Source organism: Brevundimonas sp. KM4 (assembly GCF_000964075.1).
Classification (GTDB): domain Bacteria; phylum Pseudomonadota; class Alphaproteobacteria; order Caulobacterales; family Caulobacteraceae; genus Brevundimonas; species Brevundimonas huaxiensis.
On record NZ_JZRG01000007.1, the window covers coordinates 19,058 to 38,752 of the forward strand.

Below are 19,695 nucleotides of genomic sequence, written 5' to 3' on the forward strand. Positions count from 1 at the left end.
CTGCCGATTGAGGGACGCCGACCAACCGAAGAACCTTCGCCGCAATGCTTCAGATCACCGACCTGACCTTCAACGCCTGGGGCCGCAAGTTTCTCGTGGACGCCTCCGTCAGCCTGCCGCCCGGCTCCAAGGTCGGTCTGGTCGGCCGCAACGGCATCGGCAAGTCGACCCTGTTCAAGCTGATCTTGGGCGAGCTTCACGCCGCCGGCGACGAGATCAGCCTGCCCAAGACCGCCCGTATCGGCTCGGTCGATCAGGAGCATCCGGCGACCCCCGTCAGCGTCATCGACACCATCCTTGAGGCCGACGTCGAGCGCCACACCCTGCTGGGCCGGCTCGAGACTGCAGAACCGGAAGAGATGGGCGAGATCTGGTCGCGCCTGATCGAGATCGACGCCGACGCCGCGCCCGCGCGCGCCGCCGAAATCCTGGTCGGCCTGGGCTTCGATCAGGAGAACCAGGCCCGGCCGATGTCGGAGTTCTCGGGCGGCTGGCGAATGCGCGTCGCCCTGGCCGCCGCCCTGTTCGCCGAGCCGGACATGCTGCTGCTGGACGAACCGACCAACTACCTCGACCTGGAAGGCGCCCTGTGGCTTGAGGCGCGGCTGAAGAAATATCCGCACACGGCCCTGATCATCTCCCACGACCGCGAGATGCTGAACGAGGTCTGCACCCATATCCTGCACCTCGCGAACCACACCCTGACCCTCTACACCGGCAACTACGACGCCTTCGAAAAGGCCCGCGCCGAAAAGGCCCGGCTGCAACTGTCGGCCAAGGCCAAGCAGGACGCCGAGCGCGCCCACCTTCAGGCCTTCGTCGATCGCTTCAAGGCCAAGGCGTCCAAGGCCGCCCAGGCCCAGTCGCGCATGAAGCGGCTGGAGAAGATGCAGCCGGTCGCCACCACCATCGAGGAGCGCGTCGCTCCCTTCACCCTGCCCTCTCCGCCGCGCCCGCTGGCCCCGCCGCTGATCCGGCTGGAGCGGGCCAATGTCGGCTATGAGCCGGGCAAGCCGATCCTGCGCAATCTGAACCTGCGCATGGACCTTGACGACCGCATCGGCCTGCTCGGCGTCAACGGCGCCGGCAAGTCCACCTTCGCCAAGATGATCGCCGGCGCCCTGAACGTCTCCGAGGGCGAACTGCACCGCGACAGGAAGATGCGCGTGGGCTGGTTCCACCAGCACCAGATCGAGGCGATGGACCCGACCGACACGCCGCTGGAGATCATCCGCCGCGCCATGCCCGACGCGCCCGAAAGCGCCCGCCGCTCCAAACTGGCCCAGTTCGGCCTGGGTTACGAAAAGCAGGAGACCACGGTCGACAGCCTGTCGGGCGGCGAACGCGCGCGCCTGCTGCTGAACATGGTGGCGATGGATGCGCCCCACGTCCTGATCCTGGACGAACCGACCAACCACCTGGACATCGACAGCCGCCGCGCCTTGCTCGACGCGCTGAACGACTACAACGGCGCCGTCATCCTGATCACCCACGACCGCTCGCTGATGGAAATGGTGGCGGATCGCCTGTGGCTGGCCGCCGACGGCACGGTGAAACCCTTTGAAGGCGACATGGACGACTATGCCAAGTTCGTCCTCGACCGCGCGAAACAAGCCATCGCCAAGCCCAGCCAGATCAAGAAGGAAGAGGCCAAGGCCAACTCAGGTGCCTCGCAAGCAGAGAGCGCCAATTCTTCAAAAGGCGGGGGCGCGAACGATAGGGGCAACAAGAAGCGATCCGGCCCTTCGCCCTCGACCCTGCGTCACGCGGTCAAGAAGGCGGAGGAGACCATGACCCGCCTTGCGGCCGAGATCGCCCGTATCGACGACGACATGGCCACCGCCTCGGTCAGCAATCCCAAGGCCCTCGAAGGCCTGACCCGCGCCCGCGCCAAGACCGAAGCCGATCTGGCCGCCGCCGAAGCCGCCTGGATCGCCGCCGAAGAAGCCTTGGCCGAAGTCGCATGAAGCCGATCGAATTCTCTAAGGAAGAACGCGCGGCGATCACCGCCAAACTGCGCGACTACTTCGCCCGCGAACTGGATCAGGAACTCGGCCAGCTTCCGGCCGAGATGCTGCTGGACTTCATCGGCAAGGAGATCGGCGGCGCCTTCTACAATCGCGGCGTCCACGACGCCCAGCGACTGGTCCAGCAGAAGGCCGAGGACATCGTCGAGGCGCTGTACGGCCTCGAACGCGCGGCCCCCACGCGCTGAAACGAAAGCCGCCCGGCGCATTCACGCCGGGCGGTCGGATCGGTCGGCGGTTAGGCCGGAAGGTCTTCGGCCAGGATCGCCATTTCAAACATGAACGAGCCTTCCTCGTCCTCGTCCTCGAAGACGATGCCGATGAACTCGTCGCCGACATAGACCTCGGCCGAGTCATTCTGCTTGGGGCGGGCCTTCACGATGATGCCGCCGGTGTTGAAGGTGCGCTTGAGGTGCGCCTCGATGCGCTTCAGGTCGGTGTCTTTCACGGGGGGCCTCATGGTCTGAACGTTGGCGGCGGACCCTAGAGACATCGGCGGTTCAGGGAAACCGGCGTCGCGCATTTTCCCGTCTCAGAGATACTTCATCCACCATTGCGAACTGCGCCGCTTGACCCCGCCGAACCAGCGGCAGGCGAACCAGCAGGGCACGGCGACCAGGGCCGCCAGCAGCCACACCCAGCCAACGCCGGGCACGCCGAAGCCCTCGCCCTGATTGGCGCCGAACAGCATCACGGCCGCCAGGTTCAACAGATGCAGCCCGTAGAGGTGGATCAGATAGAAGAACAGCGGCGCTCCGCCAAAGACCGCCAGCACGCCGACCAACCGCTCCGGCGCTCTTTCCAGCCCTGCCAGGATCAGCGCGCCTATCCCCAGCGTCAGCAGCAGGAAGTCGGCCGACGGCGGATATTTGGTCAGGTTCAACACGCTCATCACCGTCTGGATCGGCGTCGCCTGCACGGCCCACGGCGCATCCCCATAGACATTGATCGCCCGCAGCACGACGAACAGGGCCAGCGCGCCCACCCCGATCAGCACCAGCCGCCTCAGCCGCGTCCTCTGCTCGCCTGCGAACCACGGCCCGATGGCATAGCCCAAGGCCGCCACGCCGATCCACGGCAGCAGCGGATAGGACGTCCGCGCCTGACCACCCCAAGGTAAGTCTATAAATCCGCGATCATGCAGCACCGCCCAGATCGCATAGCCCGGCTGCCCTGCCGCAATGGTGATCGGGTCCAGCAGATTGTGGCCCAGCACGATGACCAGCCCCACGGCGATCAGCATCGGACGCGGCAGATGCACCAAGGCCGCCAGCGCGATCATCGACAGGCCGATGGCCCAGATCACCTGCAGATAGATCAACTCGGGCGTAACCGAGAAGGTCCAGGCGAAGTTGACCACCGTCAGTTCCAGCACGACCAGAAACAGACCGCGTTTCAGCAGGAAGGCCGATGCCGCGCTGGCTCCGTTCCCGCCGCCCGCCTGCTTGTTTCCGTACAGCCAGGCCCCCAATCCCGTCAGGGCCACGAACACCGGCGCGCACAAATGGGCCGACAGCCGGGTGAAGAACAACGCCGGCGAGGTCGTCTCCACATTCATCGGGTCCGAGACCTGGGCGTGGATGAAGAAGAACTCCCGCGCGTGATCGACCAGCATCAGCAGGATGACCAGCCCGCGAAGGGCGTCGATGGATCGGATCCGACTGACCGCACGGCTTGGCGCGGCAGTCGAAGAAATGGAGGCGGGAACAAGCGTTGCAGCGGTTGACATCATCAGGCGGAAGCGGATAGCCGATACAGTATAACATTTCAAACGGAGCCTGCCTTGTCCCTCCTTCTGAGCTGCGCCGGCGCGTGCCTGCTGGTCGCCGCCAACGCCCCCGCCCCCGTCGCTGTCGCGGGGGTTGAGCCTGAAACGGTGGGGGAGATCGTCGTTCTGGGCCGCCGCTCGGCGCCGCGTGATCTGACGCTGGGTGCAGGATCGATCACCGAGGCCATGTCCCCGTCCAGCCGCTCTATCGAGAACGATCTGATCAAGGCCGTGGGCGCGACGCGCCTGGCCGACGCGCTGGAACTGGTCAGCGGCGTCAGCCAGCAGAACAATCGCGGCGGCGTCATGGACAACTTCGCCATTCGCGGCTTCCTGGGCACGCCCGACGGCGGCGCGGAATATTATGTCGACGGCTTCCTGGCCAATCGCGGCATGGCCCCGCCCCGCGATCCGGCGACATCCGAGCGGATAGAAGTGCTGAAGGGGCCGTCCGGCGCCCTGTTCGGCGACATCGACCCGGCCGGACGCATCAATATCGTCTCCAAGACCCCGCGCTTTGCGCCCGCCGCCACCTTTACCGCCACGGTGGGATCGTTCGGTCTGCGTCGCGGCGAACTGGACCTGACCGGCCCCATCAACGACACCCTGGCCGGACGGCTTGTGGTGGCGGGCGAGACTTCGAACGGCTGGCGCGACTATGTCGGCTTGGACCGCACTGTGGTGGCGCCGTCCCTGACCTGGCGTCCAAACGATGATCTGCGCCTGACCTATGTGGGCGAGTTCACCACCTTCACGACCTTGTTCGACCGAGGGATGCCGGCGATCAACGGCGACGCGCTGTTCCTGCCGCCCTCGAACTACTACGGCGAGCCCGGCGACGGCGTGACCCGCTTCCGCAACGAAGGGCACCAGATCACCGGTGAATACCGGATCAATGACGACTGGAGCCTGAACGGCGGCGTCGCCTGGCGGGGCGGCTCGCTGAAGGGTCTGTCGAGCGACCATTCGCGTCTGGTGGGCGACCAGCTGTGGCGTCAGCGTCGCGGACGCGACTTCTCGGTCGAGGACCTGTCGGCCCGGCTGGAGCTGAACGGCGTGGTCCAGACGGGATTGGGCGTTCACAATCTCGGTTTCGGAGTGAAGGCCTATCAGCTGACCTATGGCGAGAAGTGGCTGCGCATCAATCCGACCGCCGCCAATCCCTATCCGATCAACGTCTTCAACCCCGTCTATGGCGCGGTCACGCCGCCGATACCCCTGCCCTTCACCGACAATCTGGAGACGCGCGATGTCGTCACCCTCTACGCCCAGGATCTGTGGGAGGTGAACGACCGTCTCAGCCTGCTGGCCGGGCTGCGGTTCGACGACTACGACCAGACCATCCGAAACAACCGCACCGGCGCCGTCGGTGAAGCCAGCGACACGCCCCTGAAATACCGCCTCGCCGCCCGCTATAGCCTGACCGAAAACCTGACCGCCCACGCCAGCTACGGTCAGTCGTTCGTGCTGAACTCGGGCACGGGCCGCGACGGCTCCGGCTTCGCGCCCGAGGATGGCAAGGGCTATGAGATCGGCCTGGCCGGCGCCTGGGACGGACTGGACCTCGCCGCCACCGTCTTCGATATTGAGAAGTCGAACATTCTGACGACCGATCCGGTCGATCCCAACTTCCTGGCCCCGGTCGGCAAGCTGACGACGCGCGGGATCGAGCTGGACGGCGCCTTGAAGATCGACGACGTCTGGCAGGTGGTCGCCAACTACGGCTGGACCGACGCCAGGGCCGACGACCGCGCCTTCGCCACCGACGCCGTGCTGAACGTGCCCGAACATTCCGGCTCGCTGTTCGTCATCGGTCGCTTCCCCACCATCCACGGCACGACCTGGTCGTTCATGACCGGCGCGGCCTACGTCGGCGACCGGGCCGGCGGCCTGGCGCTCGGCGCGCCCGAACTGCCCGCCTACTGGAAGGCCAAGGCGGCGCTGGACTACGGCCTGACGCCCCAGGTCACCGCCCGCGTCGAGGTCGACAACCTGTTCGACGCGCGTTACGCCGCCAGCTCCTACAGCGCCCTGTGGATCTACCCCGGCGCCCCGCGCAGCGTCCGCGCCTCGCTCAGGATCGCGCTATGAGGCGTCCGCTCAGATGACGAAGTCGTACACCACATCAGCCAGGGTGTGATCCATGGTGCGGGCCGGTTCGGCGTTGGTCGGACAGTTGACCAGCCGGGCCGGCACCCCCGCCACGGTGCAGCCGGACGGCACGGCCTTCAGCACCACCGAGCCGGACGCCACCTTGGCGTAGTCGCCGACGTGGATATTGCCCAGCACCTTGGCCCCGGCGCCCAGCAGGACGCCCTTGCCGATCTTGGGATGGCGGTCGCCGCGCTCGGCGCCCGTCCCGCCCAGGGTCACCCCATGCAGCATCGACACGTCGTCGCCGACCACCGCCGTCTCGCCGATGACGATGCCCGTGCCGTGATCCAGAAACAGCCCCTTGCCCAGTTGCGCGGCCGGATGGATGTCCAGCTGGAACAGTTCGGAAATCCGGCTCTGAAAGTGGAAGGCCAGCGTCTCGCGCCCCTGTCCCCACAGCCAATGCGCCACGCGCCAGCCCTGCAAGGCCTGGAAGCCTTTGAAATACAGAAAGGGCTGCAACAGGTTGCGGATCGCCGGGTCGCGTTCGGCCACAGCCTGAAGGTCCGCCTCCGCCGCCTCGACCATCGACGGATCGGCCTTGAACGCCGACAGGCAGACCTCGCGCACCGACATGGCGCTCATCTCGCCGTCCGCCAGCTTGCGCGCGATCTGGAAGCTCAGCGCGCCAGCCAGGTCGTCGTGCGACAGGATCACCGCATTCATCTGCGAGCCCAGCTGCGGCTCCTCGCGCGACGCCGCCTCGGCCGAGGCGCGCAGCTGACGCCACACGCTGTCGATTTCGGTTTCCGCAACGACTTCCAGCTTGGCCATGACCGGCTCCTTCGGCGACATCATACGCGCCCCAGCAAGGCGCGCGCCAGCGCCTGGGGCAGTTCGCCGTTCATGGCCATATGATAGGCCTTATAGGCCGTCGCCACCGTCAGGCTGTCGCGCACCGTTCCGCGCCCGATCTCGTCCAGCAAATCGACGAACGGCACGCGCGCGGCGGCGATGATCTCGGTGGGATCGGGATCGGTCGGCGCAGGCGACAGGCCCCAGGCGATCCAGGTCATGCCAATCTCGTCGGTGATGGAGTTCGACATCTCGACCTTCAGCGCCGGCAGCCAGTGTTCGGCCTGCAACCCCGCCTCTTCGGCCAGTTCGCGCCGGATGCCGTCGAACGGATCTTCGTCCAGCGGCGCGCCGCCCTCGGGCATTTCCCAGCTGTAGTTGGCGTGGGCGAACCGCTGCTGGCCCACCAGGGTCACCGTCCCGTCCTCATGTACGGGCAGGACGCCGGTCCCGACGTTCTTGAACCGCACGACCGCATAGTCGGCCTTCATCCCCGTCGGCGCCGTCGCCGGATGCCGGGTCAGGCTCATCCACGGGCTGTCGAACACCGTCTCGGTCTCGTCGCTGCGCCAGGCCGGCGGTTTCGCCAGCCCCTCGGCCCATTTCGGTTCGTCGGATTTGCGCATGCGCCACCTATGGCGAAGACGCGGATGAAAGCCTAGCTAGACGGCATGGTCGCCCTCAACGAACCCCTGCCCCCGCCCGTTCCGTCGAAAGATTTCCGCGACCGCCTGGCCCAGCGGCGCTCCGCCCCGGCTCAGGCCCTGGTCGCGCCCGGCCCGTCCGAGGCGGAGCTGCACGAGATTCTGACGCTGGGCGCCCGCACGCCCGACCACGGCAAGCTGTTCCCGTGGCGGTTCGTGGTCCTGGGTCCCCAATCGCGCGCCGACATCGCCGCCCGCCTCGCCGTGCTGGTCGAACTCAGGAACGGTCCGGCCAAGGATCAGGCGGTCCTGGCCAAACTGACCGCCGCACCCGTCACCATCCTGGTCGTCTCGACGCCGGTCGAAGGGTCCAAGCCGATCTGGGAGCAGCACCTGTCAGCGGGCGCCGTCTGCATGAACCTGGAACACGCGGCTTCCGGCTTCGGCTATTCGTCCAGCTGGATCACCGACTGGTACAGCTACGACCCGCAAGGCGTCGCCCTGTTCGGCCTGACCGAGGGCGAGAGCGTCGCCGGCTTCATCCACATCGGCACGCTGAAGGAACCCGCGCTGGAACGCCCGCGTCCCGACCTGACCGCCAAGGTCACACGCCTGCCGTAAGCGGGTGACATAAGGTCGCCCTACGTCGGTTTGACCTCGACCGACCCCGCCTTCCTCCCCCAAGGCCTTCGTATGGATTCCCTGTTGCAAGCCGTGGGCGATTTCGTCGCCCGCAACCATATGTGGGCCGGCGTCATGCTGGGTCTGGTCGTGTTCGTCGAGTCGCTGGCCGTCGTCGGCGCCTTCGTGCCCGCCACCGGCCTTCTGGTCGCGGCGGGCGGCCTGATCGCGGCCGGCGTGCTGGACCCCGTCAACGTCATCGTCGGCTGCGTCATCGGCGCGGTGATCGGCGACGCCATCTCCTACTGGGCAGGGCGTCGGCTGGGCGTGCGCTTCCTCCAGCGCCCGATGTTCAAGGCGCACCGCCGCCGCATCGCCTGGACGCGCCTGTACTGCCGTCGCTACGGCGTCATGTCGATCTTCGTGGGCCGCTTCTTCGGGCCCTTGCGCGCCTTCGTCCCGCTGACCCTGGGCATGCTCAGGATGCGTCAGCGCGCCTTCCAGTTCGGCAACGTCACATCCGGCATCGTCTGGGTGCTGGCCATGCTGGCGCCGGGCTATCTCGCCGCCCAGGGCCTGGCGAAGATGGAAGTCCTCAGCGAGGCCCACGGCCCCACCCTGCTGATCGGCGGCCTCGCCGTAACCATCCTGGTCGTGGCCGTCGTCTATCGACTGGTCAAGGCCCGCATGAGCCGCAAGTCCGCCGTCATGCGCGGGGCGCTACAGGGCCGCTGAACTCCTCTTCCGGTCGGTGCACCAACGAGACCAGCACCACCGAGATGATCATCAGCAGGAACCAGCTGCCCAGCTTGGTCAGGGACACCATTTCCCACCCGTCCGCCTGCCCCGGATACACCCAGGCCCGCCCCAGCGTGCCCAGGTTCTCGGCGAACCAGATGAACAGGGCCACCAGGAAATACCCCAGCAGCAGCGGCATCGACCGCCGCTTCCGGTCCGCCGTGAAATCGAACCATCCCCGCCCGAACAAAACGGCGGTCGCGATGAACAGCACGATACGCACGTCCGGCAGCCAGTGATGGGCGAAGAAGTTGACGTAGATCGCCGCCGCCAGCACCCAGGTCGTCCACAGCGGCGGATACCTCCGCACCCGGATATGAAAGATGCGCTGCACCCGCGCGATGTAGCTGCCGACCGCCGCATACATGAAGCCCGAGAACAGCGGCACCGCCCCGATCCGCAGCAGACTGTCCTCGGGATAGACCCACGACCCGTGCGCGGTCTTGAACAGCTCCATGATCGTCCCCGCCACATGGAACAGGAAGATCACCCGCGCCTCTTCCCAGCTTTCCAGCCGGAAGATCAGCATCGCCGCCTGGATCACCACCGCCCCGACGGCCAGAAAGTCGTAGCGCGACATCGGCGCCCCTTCTGGCCAAAGCAGAAACGTCCCCAGGATCAGGGCCAGCATCAGCCCCCCGAACAGACACGCCCACCCCTGCTTCAGCCCGAACCACAGGAACTCATAAGCGTAGCAGCGCGGCCGGGACCGGTCGGCCCACGCCTCCGCCCGCGTCATCAGACGACGGCCCCAGGCTTCGAGGGGAAGGCGGTGGGATTGAGTCATGTCTCTCGGCGATCGGACGACTCAACATCAAAGATGCACATTGACCGCCACCTAGTTGCGAACGACGTTCTCAAACGTCAATTGATGCATGATTCGATCACCCATGAGGCAGAGATGACGAGCGGAATGAGCTTGAAGGACTATGTGAAGGAGACGCTGCTTTCCATCACTGCTGGAGTTATGGAAGCTCAACAGGCCTCAGCAGCGGGCCCGCTCATCGGCCGCGCTCCCCTAGACGGCATCAACAAGTTTAGCCGCGATCAGCAGGGCAACACGGTGACCCACGTCGATTTTGACGTAGCAACCACCGTGGAAACGAGCGACGAAACCAAGTCAGCAGGAACAATCAAGGTTGTGGAGCTAGGGGGTTTCACCTCGGATGAACGAAAAGTGGAGAAATTGGGAGGCGTAAGCCGGGTCGCTTTCTCTGTTCCCCTCGCAATCCCTAAGCCTGCTGGCCAAGAACACGCTGATGCAACTTTGCGCGCAAGGGATGAGGCTGTGATGAGAGACTATGACCCCTACGGCAACCTTTAGGAGGGAGGACCGATGTCGATTCTGTCGCATTTCAATCCAGTCAAGGTCACAATTTTTGCGCCCGACGGATCAGTTCGAGCTGAACCTCTAGCGGTAATAAGTGCGAAGAAAATTCAGACTGAGGACGTCTCCATTCACGTCGAACCAGGTGACGAAATTAGGCGACCACTTCCAAATGGATCTGACGAGGCATTTTTGGTCACTGATGTCAGGTATTCAGATGGGCTTCACACGATCCCGCCTAGCTTCATAATCGAAGTTCAACGGAAAGGCGCGCTTCCGCACCGCATGCCACACTCTGTCTCAGTAACTGGTCCCAATGCGCGAGTGACGTTCGGGCACGACTCTTCCGTGAATATTTCTCACGACGGCGATGTGATCCAACAAGCAAGTGACGCTATCGCAGCGCATGTACACAATGACCAAGATCGTGTGACTCTGATGGGAGCATTGGCTGAGCTAAAAGCGGCAAAAGAGCCAGCCTCAAAGACCTCTGCTTACCAAAAGCTGATCGCTAATGCCGCCAACCACATGACAGTTCTGGCACCATTTCTCCCCGCGTTGACGCAGTTACTTTCTTAGCCACGCCAACGAGATAGCCCCTCATCCCCGCCCGCGATAGGTCGGCACGCCCTGGTCCGGCAGCCACAGCCCCTCGGGCGGCGCGCCGGTCTGCCAGAAGACGTCGATCGGGATGCCGCCGCGCGGATACCAGTATCCGCCGATCCTCAGCCATTTGGGCTCGAGCAGGTCGGCCAGCTTGCGGCCGATCGCGACGGTGCAGTCCTCGTGGAAGGCGCCGTGATTGCGGAAACTGGTCAGATACAGCTTCAGGCTCTTGGACTCGACCAGCCAGTCGCCCGGCGCATAGTCGATGACGATGTGGGCGAAGTCCGGCTGGCCCGTCACCGGGCACAGGCTGGTGAACTCCGGCGCCGTGAACCGGGCCAGATACAGCGTGTCCGCATGCGGGTTCGGCACCCGTTCCAGCACCGCCTCCTCGGGACTGGTCGGAGCGGCGGTCTGGGCGCCCAGCTGGCTGAGGTTGTCGGTATAGTGGGTCATGCCGGGCATTTAGGCGCTTGCCGCTCAGATGAAAATCCTCCCCCATCGGGGGAGGGGGACCGCGAAGCGGTGGAGGGGGCCGGCCGCGCACGCGGTCCATGACGCAAATGACCTACGCACCCAAGAATGGGCGCCGGCTCGACGGCATTCGGTTTCGTCGCCAGCACCCCATCGGTCCGTACATTCTGGACTTCTTTTGCGAGGACGCCCGCCTTGCGGTCGAGGTGGACGGCGAAAGCCATTCCCAGGCTGAGGCGGTGGAGCACGACAACCGTCGGACAGAATGGCTCAACGCACGCGGCATTTCCGTCCTCCGTATTCCGGCGCGGGATGTGCTGAGCGAAATGGCTGCTGTGGTGGACCATATTCAGCGGCAGGTGCACGATCAGCCCCCTCCACCGCTACGCGGTCCCCCTCCCCCGGCGGGGGAGGACTGAGGCCACCCAGCCATCCTAGTTCCGGACGGCTTCCCCCACTCTTTCAACGCCTTCGCGCCGACCAGCGTCGATCGACCGACCCTACGTCCGGACCGTCATATGATGGCCGGTTTTCACCCGCCGTCGCCGCCTTCCCGCTTTCACCCCGCCTCAGAACCAAGATTAGACGAATTAGACTCATTTTTTCGCGCCACCGTCTGAAGTCCCCGCGATTGCCTTCCCCCGCGACAGCCCGCTAAGCGTAGCGAAAGAAAACCAAAGGAGACGCCCGTGGCCATTCCCGCTTCGCTGCAAAAAGGTCTGATCCTGCCGATCATTTCGGCGCCGATGTTCCTGGTGTCCGGACCGGATCTGGTGGTCGAGGCCTGCAATGCGGGCGTGATCGGCACCTTCCCGTCCCTGAACCAGCGCACGACCGAGGGCTATCGCGACTGGATTCACGAGATCAAGGGCCGGCTGAAGCCCGAGGCCGCCGCCTTCGGCGTCAACCACATCGTCCACCCGACCAACCCCCGGCTGATGGCCGACATGATGGTGTCGGTCGAGGAGAAGGTGCCGCTGATCATCACCTCTCTGGGGGCCGTGCGCGACGTGGTCGACGCGGTCCACGGCTACGGCGGTCAGGTCTTCCACGACATCGCCAACATTCGTCATGCACGAAAGGCGGCCGAGGCGGGCGTCGATGGTCTGATTCTGGTCGCCAACGGCGCGGGCGGCCACGCAGGCATCATCAACCCGTTCGCCCTGGTCAATGAGGTCCGCAGCTTCTTCAAGGGCACCATCATCCTGTCGGGCGCCCTTTCGACGGGTCAGGACGTGGCGGCCGCCCTGATGCTGGGCGCCGACTTCGCCTATATGGGCACGCGCTTCATCAACACGACCGAGGCCATGGCCGCTGACGCCTACAAGCAGATGGTCATCGACAGCGGCGCGACCGACATCGTCCATACGCCCGCCGTGTCCGGAATCCCCGCCAACTTCATGAGCAAGTCGCTGATCGAGAACGGCATCGATCCGAAGACCTTGCCAGAGCACAAGCTGGACATGGGCGACGAGGCCAAGGCCTGGAAGACCGTCTGGTCCGCCGGCCAGGGTGCGGGCGCGATCCACGACGTGCTGCCGACCGCCGAACTGGTCGCGCGCCTGCGACAAGAGTTCGCTCAGGCCACGGATGAATTCGCCATCAAGGCCGGAGCGCGCTAAAGGCGGCGCCAATCCGCATCTCGCGCGTTGGAGCCGCCATGATCCGCACGACCGTCCTCGCCGCCCTTTCCGCCGCCGCGCTCGCCGTCGCCTTGCCGGCCTCCGCCCAGTCGGCGCCTGCCGCGCGCGACGCCTGGTCCTTCGAACTGGGCGCGGGCACGGACAACCGCTCCAAGGATGCGTCCAAGTCCGGCAACGACGGCTACGCCTTCGGCTCGGCGACCTGGGAAAGCGCGGACGGCCTGTTCTACATCGGCCCGGGCTTCCAGACGATTCAGGCCGGCGGCTCCAACGTCGAGGCCGAGTTCGTGGTCGGCTATCAACCCGAGGCCTTCGGCTATCGGTTCGACTTCAACGTCGCCTACAAGAACCGCCTCGACGCCGAGGCCGGCTATGATCAGGACGCCTGGGAGATCACCGGCAACGCCAGCCGCTCGATCGGCCCGGCCAGCGCGCGACTGCAGGTCCAGTATTCGCCCGACGCCGCCGGCTCGACCGACAGCTTCACCTGGGTCGAGGGCCGCCTGGGCTGGGACTTCACGCCCCAGCTGAACGGCACGGTCGCCGTCGGTCGCCGCGAACAGAACGGCGCGCCCGACTACACCGGCTGGAACGCCGGCGTGACCTACGCCCTCACCGACGCCCTGGAGCTGGACCTTCGCTACTACGATACTGACGCCCACACCTTCGGCGAACAGTATGAGGACGCCCTGGTCGCCAAGGTGGCCTACGCCTTCTGACCGGGCGTCAGCCCAGGGCCTGATCCAGATCCGCGATCAAGTCCTCGACGTTCTCGACCCCGACCGATAGCCGGATCAGGTTGTCGGTCACGCCGCCCGCCTCGCGGACCTCCTTGGGCACGCTGGCGTGGGTCATGATCGCCGGGTGGTTCACCAAGCTTTCCACCCCGCCCAGCGACTCGGCCAGGGTGAAGACCTGAACCCGCTCCAGCACGCGCTTGGTGCGCTCCAGATCGCCCTCCAGGATTACCGTCACCATCCCGCCGAACCCGCCGTGCATCTGGCGCGCGGCCAGCTCATGCTGAGGGTGAGCGATCAGGCCGGGATAGATGACCTTGGCGATCCCCGCGCGCGTCTCAAGCCAGCGCGCGATGGTCAGCGCGTTCTCGCAGTGCGCCTTCATCCGCAGCGCCAGCGTCTTCAGCCCCCGGTTGGCCAGGAAGGCGTCGAACGGCCCCATGATCCCGCCGACCGAGTTCTGCAGGAACTTGATCCGCGTCGCCAGTTCGGCGTCGGCCGTCACCAGCACGCCGCCGATGATGTCCGAATGGCCGTTCAGATATTTGGTCGCCGAGTGCATGACCACGTCCGCCCCCAGGCTCAGCGGCTGCTGGCAGAAGGGGGTGGCGAAGGTGTTGTCGACGACCAGCAGCAGCCCATGCGCCTTGGCCACCTTCGACAGGGCGGCGATGTCGGCCAGCTTCATCAACGGATTGGTCGGCGTCTCGACCCACAGCATCTTGGTCTTTGGCGTGATCGCCGCCTCCACAGCCGCGATGTCGCTCAGGTCCACATAGGCGAAGTCCAGCCCCATGGTTCGCCGACGCACCCGCTCGAACAGTCGCCACGAGCCGCCGTACAGGTCGTCGCCGGTGACGATGTGATCGCCCGCATCCAGCAACTCCAGCGCCGTCGAGGTCGCCGCCATGCCTGAGCCGAAGCCGAACCCGTGCGTGCCGCCCTCCAGGTCCGCGATACAGGCCTCGAACGCCTCGCGTGTGGGGTTCTTGCCCCGCGCATACTCATAACCCTTGTTCACGCCCGGGCTTTCCTGGGCATAGGTCGAGGTGGCGTAGATCGGGGTCATCACCGCACCCGTCGTCGGGTCGGGATGCTGGCCGGCATGGATGGCGCGGGTCGAAAAGCCCTGGCTGTTCTTCTTGTCGCTCATGGACTTACCGGTTCAGGCTGAGGTGGTTGATCAGGTCGGTGCGGGTGATCAGGCCGACGAACCGCTCGCCGTCCAGCACGATGGCCACGCGGTCGCGGTCGAAGACAGGGATCAGGGCGTCCAGAGGCTCATTGACCTGAAGCGTGTCCAGATCGCGCGTCATGGCCGAGGCCACCGGCTTGGCGAACCGTTCCTGCCGCGTGATCTCGTCAGTGTTCATGATGCGGATCAGGTCGCTTTCATCCAGGATCCCGACCAGCCGGCCGTCCTCGATGATCGGCAGTTGCGAGACGTCGGCGCCCTTCATCCGCTTGAAGGCGGTGTCCAGGGTGTCGCCCGGCCCGGCGACGACGACGTCGCCCTTCTCGTATTTGCGGTTGATCAGGTCCGACAGGTCGCCGTGCAGCTCGCGCTCGCCCAGGCCCTGATCCGCCAGCCAGGCATCGTTATAGACCTTAGACAGATATTTAGCCCCGGTGTCGCAGACGAAGGTGACGCAGGTCTTGGCTTCCGTCTGCTCGCGGCACCAGCGCAAAGCCGAGGCGATCAGCGTGCCGGACGACGAGCCAGCCAGGATGCCTTCCTTCAGAAGCAGCTCGCGCGCGGTGGCGATCGCCTCGGCGTCAGGGATCGAATAGGCCTTGTCGATCAGGCTCATGTCCGCCGTGTCGGGCACGAAGTTCTGACCGATTCCCTCGACGGTGTAGCTGCCTTCCGGCCCCGGCACGCCGTCGTTGACGATGCCGGCCAGGGTCGAGCCGACCGGATCGGCCAGGATGATCTGGGCCTTCGAGCCCACGCTCTTCAGAAACTGCGCCGTGCCGGTGATGGTGCCGCCCGAGCCGATGCCGGCGACGAATGCGTCGATGTCGCCGCCCGTCTGCTCCCAGATTTCCGGACCCGTCGTCTTCACATGGGCCTCGGCGTTGGCGGCGTTGGCGAACTGGTTGACGTAGAAGCCGCCGGGAATGCCCTGGGCCAGCCGCTCGGCCATGTCTGTGTAGTATTCCGGATGGCCATGCGGCACGTCCGAACGCGTCAGACGAACATCGGCGCCCATCGCCCTGAGATGCTGGATCTTTTCCTTGGACATCTTGTCCGGGATGACCAGAAGCACCTTATATCCTCGGGCCCGACCGACCAGCGTCAACGCCAGGCCCGTATTGCCCGCCGTCGCCTCCACGATGGTGCCGCCCTCCTTCAGGAAGCCTTCGCGCTCGGCGGCGTCCAGCATCGAGATGGCGATCCGGTCCTTGATCGAACCGCCGGGGTTCTGGGACTCCAGCTTCAGCAGCAGGCGGCACGGGCCGGTGTCGATCTTCGTCACCTCCACCATCGGCGTCTTGCCGATCAGATCCAGCGGCGACGAGACAGTCGCGCTCAGGGCGGGGGCGGTCAGGGACATCGAAAACTCCATTCGGGGCGGGCGGAAGCTGAAGCCCCGCCTTCACATGGTCAACTCACGCAAGATTTGACCCCTCAAGATTTACTCAAGGGCGCGGTTCCGCGCTACGAAAGACATAATGACCAAATCATCCAAGAGGCCGCCCGCCGGTCTCCCCGACAAAGACACCCTCGTCGCCTTCCTGCGCGAGGCCGGATCGGCCGAGAAGACCGACATCGCGCGCCATTTCGGTCTGAAGGGCGGCGACCGCCGGGCCCTGCGCGAAATGATCCGCGAACTGGAAGCCGAAGGGCGACTGGGCAAACGCGGTCGCAAGGGCTTTTCCGAAGCCGGCGCCCTGCCCCCCGTCGGCGTCGCCGATGTGATCGAACGCGACGGCGACGGCGAACTGTATGTGCGCCTGGTCGAGGCCAGCCCCGACGCCCCGCGCGCCCTTCTGATGCCCGACAAGTCCAAGTCCGCCCCTGGCCTGGGCGATCGCGTGCTCGTGAAGTTCCAGCGCGGCGCCGAGGGTTGGGAAGCCCGCCTGATCAAGAAGCTGGACGTGGGGACCAACCGCGTCCTGGGCGTCATCCGCAAGTCGGCGCGCGAAACCCGCGTCGAGCCGGTCGATCGCCGCTCCAAGGACGTGCTGCTGGTGCCCCAGGCCCAATCCGGAGACCTGCGTGACGGCGACCTGGTTCTGGCCGCCATTGAGAAAGGCGACCACCGCTACGGTCCCAAGCGCGGCAAGATCCTGGAGCATATCGGCAAAGAGGATGATCCCCGCGCCGCCTCCCTGATCGCCATCCACGCCCACGGCGTCCCGACGGGCTTCTCCGAAGCGGTCGAACGCGAGGCCGAGGATCAGGCCCTGCCGACACTGAAGGGCCGCGAGGACCTGCGCGAGATTCCCTTCATCACCATCGACCCCGCCGATGCGCGCGACCACGACGACGCCGTCTATGCGGCGCGCGACGAGGATCCGAAAAATGAGGGCGGGTGGATCGTCTGGGTCGCCATCGCCGACGTCGCCGCCTACGTCCGCCCCGGCAGCCAACTGGACCGCGAGGCGCGCGACAAGGGCAACTCGACCTATTTCCCCGATCGCGTCGAGCCGATGCTGCCGGAGGTGCTATCGAACGGCCTGTGTAGCCTGAAGGAGGGCGAGAACCGCGCCTGTCTGGCCGTGCGGATGGTCTTCGACAAGGACGGCCGCAAGACCGGCCACAGGTTCGTGCGCGGTTTGATGCGGTCGCACGCCAAGCTCAGCTACGAGCAGGCGCAGGCCGCCATTGATGGGCAAACTGACGACACGACCGGCCCGATCATGGACGCGATCCTCTATCCGCTGTGGAACGCCTACCACGCCATGCTGAAGGGCCGGCTGAAGCGCAGCCCGCTGCAGATCGAATCGGCCGAACGCCGCATCCGCATGGCTCCGGATGGGGGCATTGCCTCCATCGAAAAGCGGGCCTCGCTGGAGGCGCATCGGCTGATCGAAGAGATGATGATCCAGGCCAACGTCTGCGCCGCTGAAACGCTGGAGCAGAAGAAGACGCCGCTGATCTATCGCGTGCATGACGCGCCCAGTCAGGAAAAGATCTTCAACTTGGCGGACTTCCTATCGACCATCGGCAAGCCTTGGAACAAGGGCGAGCCGGGTACGACCAAGCGGTTCAACAAGCTGCTGGACGAGACGCGCGACACCGAACACGCCGATGTCGTCAACGAGGTTGTCCTGCGCAGCCAGATGCAGGCGATCTACTCCCCCGAGAACATCGGCCACTTCGGCCTGAACCTGGATCGCTACGCCCACTTCACCTCGCCGATCCGGCGTTACTCCGACCTGATCGTCCACCGCGGACTGATCCGGGCGCTGAATCTGGGCAAGGACGGACTGACGGATCGCGAGATCGCCGAACTGCCGGCCATCGCCGAGGGCGTGACCATGACCGAGCGCCGGTCGATGGCCGCCGAGCGTGATGCGATGGACCGCTACATCGCCGCCTATCTGGAAGAGCACGTCGGCGCGACCTTCGTCGGGCGGATCACCGGCGTGACGCGGTTCGGCCTGTTCATTCGTCTGGAAGACACGGGCGCGGACGGCCTGGTGCCTGTCTCGACGCTCGGCAGCGAATATTTCACCCACGACGACCGCGCCCACGCCCTGGTCGGCGAACGCACCGGCAAACGGTTCACCCTGGGCCGCATGGTCGAGGTCAAGCTGCGCGAAGCCACGCCCGTCACTGGCGGCCTGGTGTTCGAAATGCTCAGCGAGCCCGAACCCCGCGATCCCAACGCCCCGGCTCCACGATACGGCATGCGCGGAAGAGGCGGCGACGGCCCGCCCATGCGTGGCAAAAACCGTCCCGGCGGCCCCAAGCCCCGCAACGGCTCCAAACCCTCCGGCGGCCTGAAGGGCGTGAGGAAGGGCAAGCGCAAGTGACCCCTTTCGACGCCGCTCAGGATCTGGCCGACGCACCGCGTGTCGGCGGGGCGCAGCGGCCGAAGGATGCGGCGACGCTGATCCTGACGCGCGGCGGCGATCGGCCCGAGGTGCTGATGGGGCGGCGCGCGCCGGGCCATGTGTTCATGGCGTCGAAATGGGTGTTTCCGGGCGGGCGGATCGATCGCAGCGACTTCACCGCGGCCGCGACGGGTGAGTTGTCGGGAGAGGTTGCGCGCCGACTGGAAGGCGAACTGCCAACTCGGCGTGCGCGGGCTCTGGCCATGACGGCGGTGCGCGAGACGTTCGAGGAGACAGGGCTGATTCTGGGGCGGCCCGCGCCCCGCGCCTCCGTCGCCGGTCCGTGGCGTGAGTATCGCCAAGCGGGCGCCCTGCCCGATCTGTCGGTCCTGTCCTATATCGCCCGCGCCATTACGCCGCCCGGCCGGACCCGGCGGTTCGACGCCCGCTTTTTCATGGCCCCGGCCGAGGCCCTGCTGAGCCCGGAGCCGACCGCAGGGTCGGGCGAACTGGACGAGATCGCCTGGCTGCCGCTGGACGAGGCGCGCGCGCTGGACCTGCCGGCCATCACACGGTTCGTGCTGGGGGAGTTGGCCGAGCGGTTGGAACACCCGAACCGCCCCCTGCCCTTCGTGCGGATGGTGCGGGGTCGGCATACTGTGGAACACAGGGACTGACATGGCCGGTACGACAATCACCCTGCGCCTGACGATCGCCGACCCCGTCGCGGGCGTCGCCTACAGCGTTCAGGACAAGGCGAACATGCCGGTCGAGCCGCGCATCGCCGCCAAAGATCCGATCAGCTTCGACGCGCCCGTCACCCTGTCCGAGGATGGTCGCCTGACCGGCCCCTTCGTGCGGCGCGAGGGCGCGACGCGACGGTTCGTCTATATCGCGATCGGCACGTCGGCCGGCCAGCACGCCAGCGAATGGAGCCGACGCGCCAAGATCGACGTTCACGATATTCCCGCCGATCTACTGGCCCAGGCGCGCCAGGGCGAGGTGCTGGAAGTCGTCTTGCCCGGCCGAGCCAAGGACGGCGGCCCCGCCTGCGCGACCGTGCGACCGATCAGAGCCTGGCGCGCCATCTGACC

The 19,695-nt window shown here is 66.0% G+C and carries 21 protein-coding genes; 13 read left to right on the plus strand and 8 right to left on the minus strand.

The genetic code is table 11. The annotated features are described in order from the left end of the window. The first annotated feature begins 44 nt into the window (after positions 1-44). Entirely contained in the window at positions 45-1,967 is a 1,923-nt protein-coding gene (gene abc-f, locus VH88_RS03735; protein WP_045810063.1) for a ribosomal protection-like ABC-F family protein, read from the plus strand. After that, positions 1,964-2,215 carry a DUF2164 domain-containing protein gene (locus tag VH88_RS03740; RefSeq protein ID WP_045810064.1) on the plus strand — a complete coding sequence of 84 codons (252 nt, stop codon included), beginning with the start codon at positions 1,964-1,966 and terminating at the stop codon, positions 2,213-2,215. The genes abc-f and VH88_RS03740 overlap by 4 nt, the downstream gene beginning before the upstream one ends. Before the next feature lie 50 nt (positions 2,216-2,265). Here VH88_RS03740 and VH88_RS03745 read toward each other — a convergent pair whose 3' ends face one another. Both VH88_RS03745 and VH88_RS03750 read right to left on the minus strand, forming a co-directional pair. Then, complete coding sequence (locus VH88_RS03745; RefSeq protein WP_017504669.1) at positions 2,266-2,475, minus strand: DUF3126 family protein; 210 nt, start codon at positions 2,473-2,475, stop codon at positions 2,266-2,268. An 84-nt stretch (positions 2,476-2,559) separates the two neighbouring features. Next, entirely contained in the window at positions 2,560-3,759 is a 1,200-nt protein-coding gene (locus VH88_RS03750) for a DUF1624 domain-containing protein (protein ID WP_045810065.1), read from the minus strand. Positions 3,760-3,810: 51 nt separating this feature from the next. Here VH88_RS03750 and VH88_RS03755 point away from each other — a divergent pair, with 51 nt between their 5' ends. Then, on the plus strand, positions 3,811-5,886 hold the full coding sequence (locus VH88_RS03755) for a TonB-dependent siderophore receptor (protein ID WP_052689480.1): 2,076 nt from the start codon (positions 3,811-3,813) through the stop codon (positions 5,884-5,886). Between the two features lie 9 nt (positions 5,887-5,895). Here VH88_RS03755 and cysE read toward each other — a convergent pair whose 3' ends face one another. Further along, positions 5,896-6,723, minus strand: coding sequence for a serine O-acetyltransferase (cysE, locus tag VH88_RS03760; protein WP_045810141.1), 828 nt, complete (start codon positions 6,721-6,723; stop codon positions 5,896-5,898). Between the two features lie 20 nt (positions 6,724-6,743). After that, positions 6,744-7,370: an NUDIX hydrolase gene (locus VH88_RS03765; RefSeq protein WP_045810066.1), complete on the minus strand. Its 627-nt coding sequence runs from the start codon at positions 7,368-7,370 to the stop codon at positions 6,744-6,746. A gap of 45 nt (positions 7,371-7,415) precedes the next feature. On the opposite strand from VH88_RS03765, the gene VH88_RS03770 reads away from it, so the two are divergent. Then, on the plus strand, positions 7,416-8,009 hold the full coding sequence (locus VH88_RS03770; RefSeq protein ID WP_045810067.1) for a nitroreductase: 594 nt from the start codon (positions 7,416-7,418) through the stop codon (positions 8,007-8,009). A gap of 72 nt (positions 8,010-8,081) precedes the next feature. After that, positions 8,082-8,744, plus strand: a complete 663-nt coding sequence (locus VH88_RS03775; RefSeq protein ID WP_045810068.1) for a DedA family protein — start codon at positions 8,082-8,084, stop codon at positions 8,742-8,744. Here VH88_RS03775 and VH88_RS03780 read toward each other — a convergent pair. After that, positions 8,716-9,594 (minus strand): DUF817 domain-containing protein, encoded by an 879-nt coding sequence (locus VH88_RS03780; RefSeq protein ID WP_156146743.1) that lies wholly within the window; start codon positions 9,592-9,594, stop codon positions 8,716-8,718. The genes VH88_RS03775 and VH88_RS03780 overlap by 29 nt on opposite strands. Positions 9,595-9,627: 33 nt before the next feature. Between VH88_RS03780 and VH88_RS03785 the strand changes: the two genes are divergently transcribed. Both VH88_RS03785 and VH88_RS15935 read left to right on the plus strand, forming a co-directional pair. Continuing rightward, on the plus strand, positions 9,628-10,131 hold the full coding sequence (locus VH88_RS03785; protein ID WP_045810069.1) for a hypothetical protein: 504 nt from the start codon (positions 9,628-9,630) through the stop codon (positions 10,129-10,131). Positions 10,132-10,143: 12 nt separating this feature from the next. Beyond that, positions 10,144-10,713 carry a hypothetical protein gene (locus VH88_RS15935; RefSeq protein WP_156146744.1) on the plus strand — a complete coding sequence of 190 codons (570 nt, stop codon included), beginning with the start codon at positions 10,144-10,146 and terminating at the stop codon, positions 10,711-10,713. A gap of 21 nt (positions 10,714-10,734) precedes the next feature. On the opposite strand, the gene queF is transcribed toward VH88_RS15935, so the two are convergent. Next, complete coding sequence (gene queF / locus VH88_RS03790) at positions 10,735-11,196, minus strand: preQ(1) synthase (protein ID WP_045810143.1); 462 nt, start codon at positions 11,194-11,196, stop codon at positions 10,735-10,737. Positions 11,197-11,303: 107 nt separating this feature from the next. On the opposite strand from queF, the gene VH88_RS03795 reads away from it, so the two are divergent. From VH88_RS03795 to VH88_RS03805, 3 genes are all read left to right on the plus strand, one after another. Beyond that, positions 11,304-11,633, plus strand: a complete 330-nt coding sequence (locus VH88_RS03795) for an endonuclease domain-containing protein (RefSeq protein WP_231576573.1) — start codon at positions 11,304-11,306, stop codon at positions 11,631-11,633. Positions 11,634-11,903: 270 nt separating this feature from the next. Then, complete coding sequence (locus VH88_RS03800) at positions 11,904-12,836, plus strand: nitronate monooxygenase family protein (RefSeq protein WP_045810071.1); 933 nt, start codon at positions 11,904-11,906, stop codon at positions 12,834-12,836. Positions 12,837-12,874: 38 nt separating this feature from the next. Continuing rightward, positions 12,875-13,576 (plus strand): TorF family putative porin, encoded by a 702-nt coding sequence (locus VH88_RS03805; protein ID WP_045810072.1) that lies wholly within the window; start codon positions 12,875-12,877, stop codon positions 13,574-13,576. 7 nt (positions 13,577-13,583) lie between these two features. Here the strand turns inward: VH88_RS03805 and VH88_RS03810 are convergent, their stop codons facing one another. Together VH88_RS03810 and VH88_RS03815 are read right to left on the minus strand one after the other, a co-directional pair. After that, entirely contained in the window at positions 13,584-14,747 is a 1,164-nt protein-coding gene (locus VH88_RS03810) for a cystathionine gamma-synthase (protein WP_045810073.1), read from the minus strand. Between the two features lie 4 nt (positions 14,748-14,751). After that, the gene (locus tag VH88_RS03815; protein ID WP_045810144.1) at positions 14,752-16,152 is read right to left on the minus strand and encodes a cystathionine beta-synthase; all 1,401 of its coding nucleotides are present in this window, start codon (positions 16,150-16,152) and stop codon (positions 14,752-14,754) included. Between the two features lie 118 nt (positions 16,153-16,270). On the opposite strand from VH88_RS03815, the gene rnr reads away from it, so the two are divergent. The 3 genes from rnr to VH88_RS03830 are packed head-to-tail and all read left to right on the plus strand — an operon-like array spanning position 16,271 to position 19,693. Next, positions 16,271-18,580 carry a ribonuclease R gene (gene rnr / locus VH88_RS03820; RefSeq protein WP_045810074.1) on the plus strand — a complete coding sequence of 770 codons (2,310 nt, stop codon included), beginning with the start codon at positions 16,271-16,273 and terminating at the stop codon, positions 18,578-18,580. Next, the gene (locus VH88_RS03825; RefSeq protein ID WP_045810075.1) at positions 18,577-19,278 is read left to right on the plus strand and encodes an NUDIX domain-containing protein; all 702 of its coding nucleotides are present in this window, start codon (positions 18,577-18,579) and stop codon (positions 19,276-19,278) included. Before rnr ends, VH88_RS03825 begins: the two co-directional genes overlap by 4 nt. A gap of 1 nt (position 19,279) precedes the next feature. Next, positions 19,280-19,693 (plus strand): DUF5990 family protein, encoded by a 414-nt coding sequence (locus tag VH88_RS03830; protein ID WP_045810076.1) that lies wholly within the window; start codon positions 19,280-19,282, stop codon positions 19,691-19,693. The last annotated feature ends 2 nt before the right edge of the window (positions 19,694-19,695 follow it).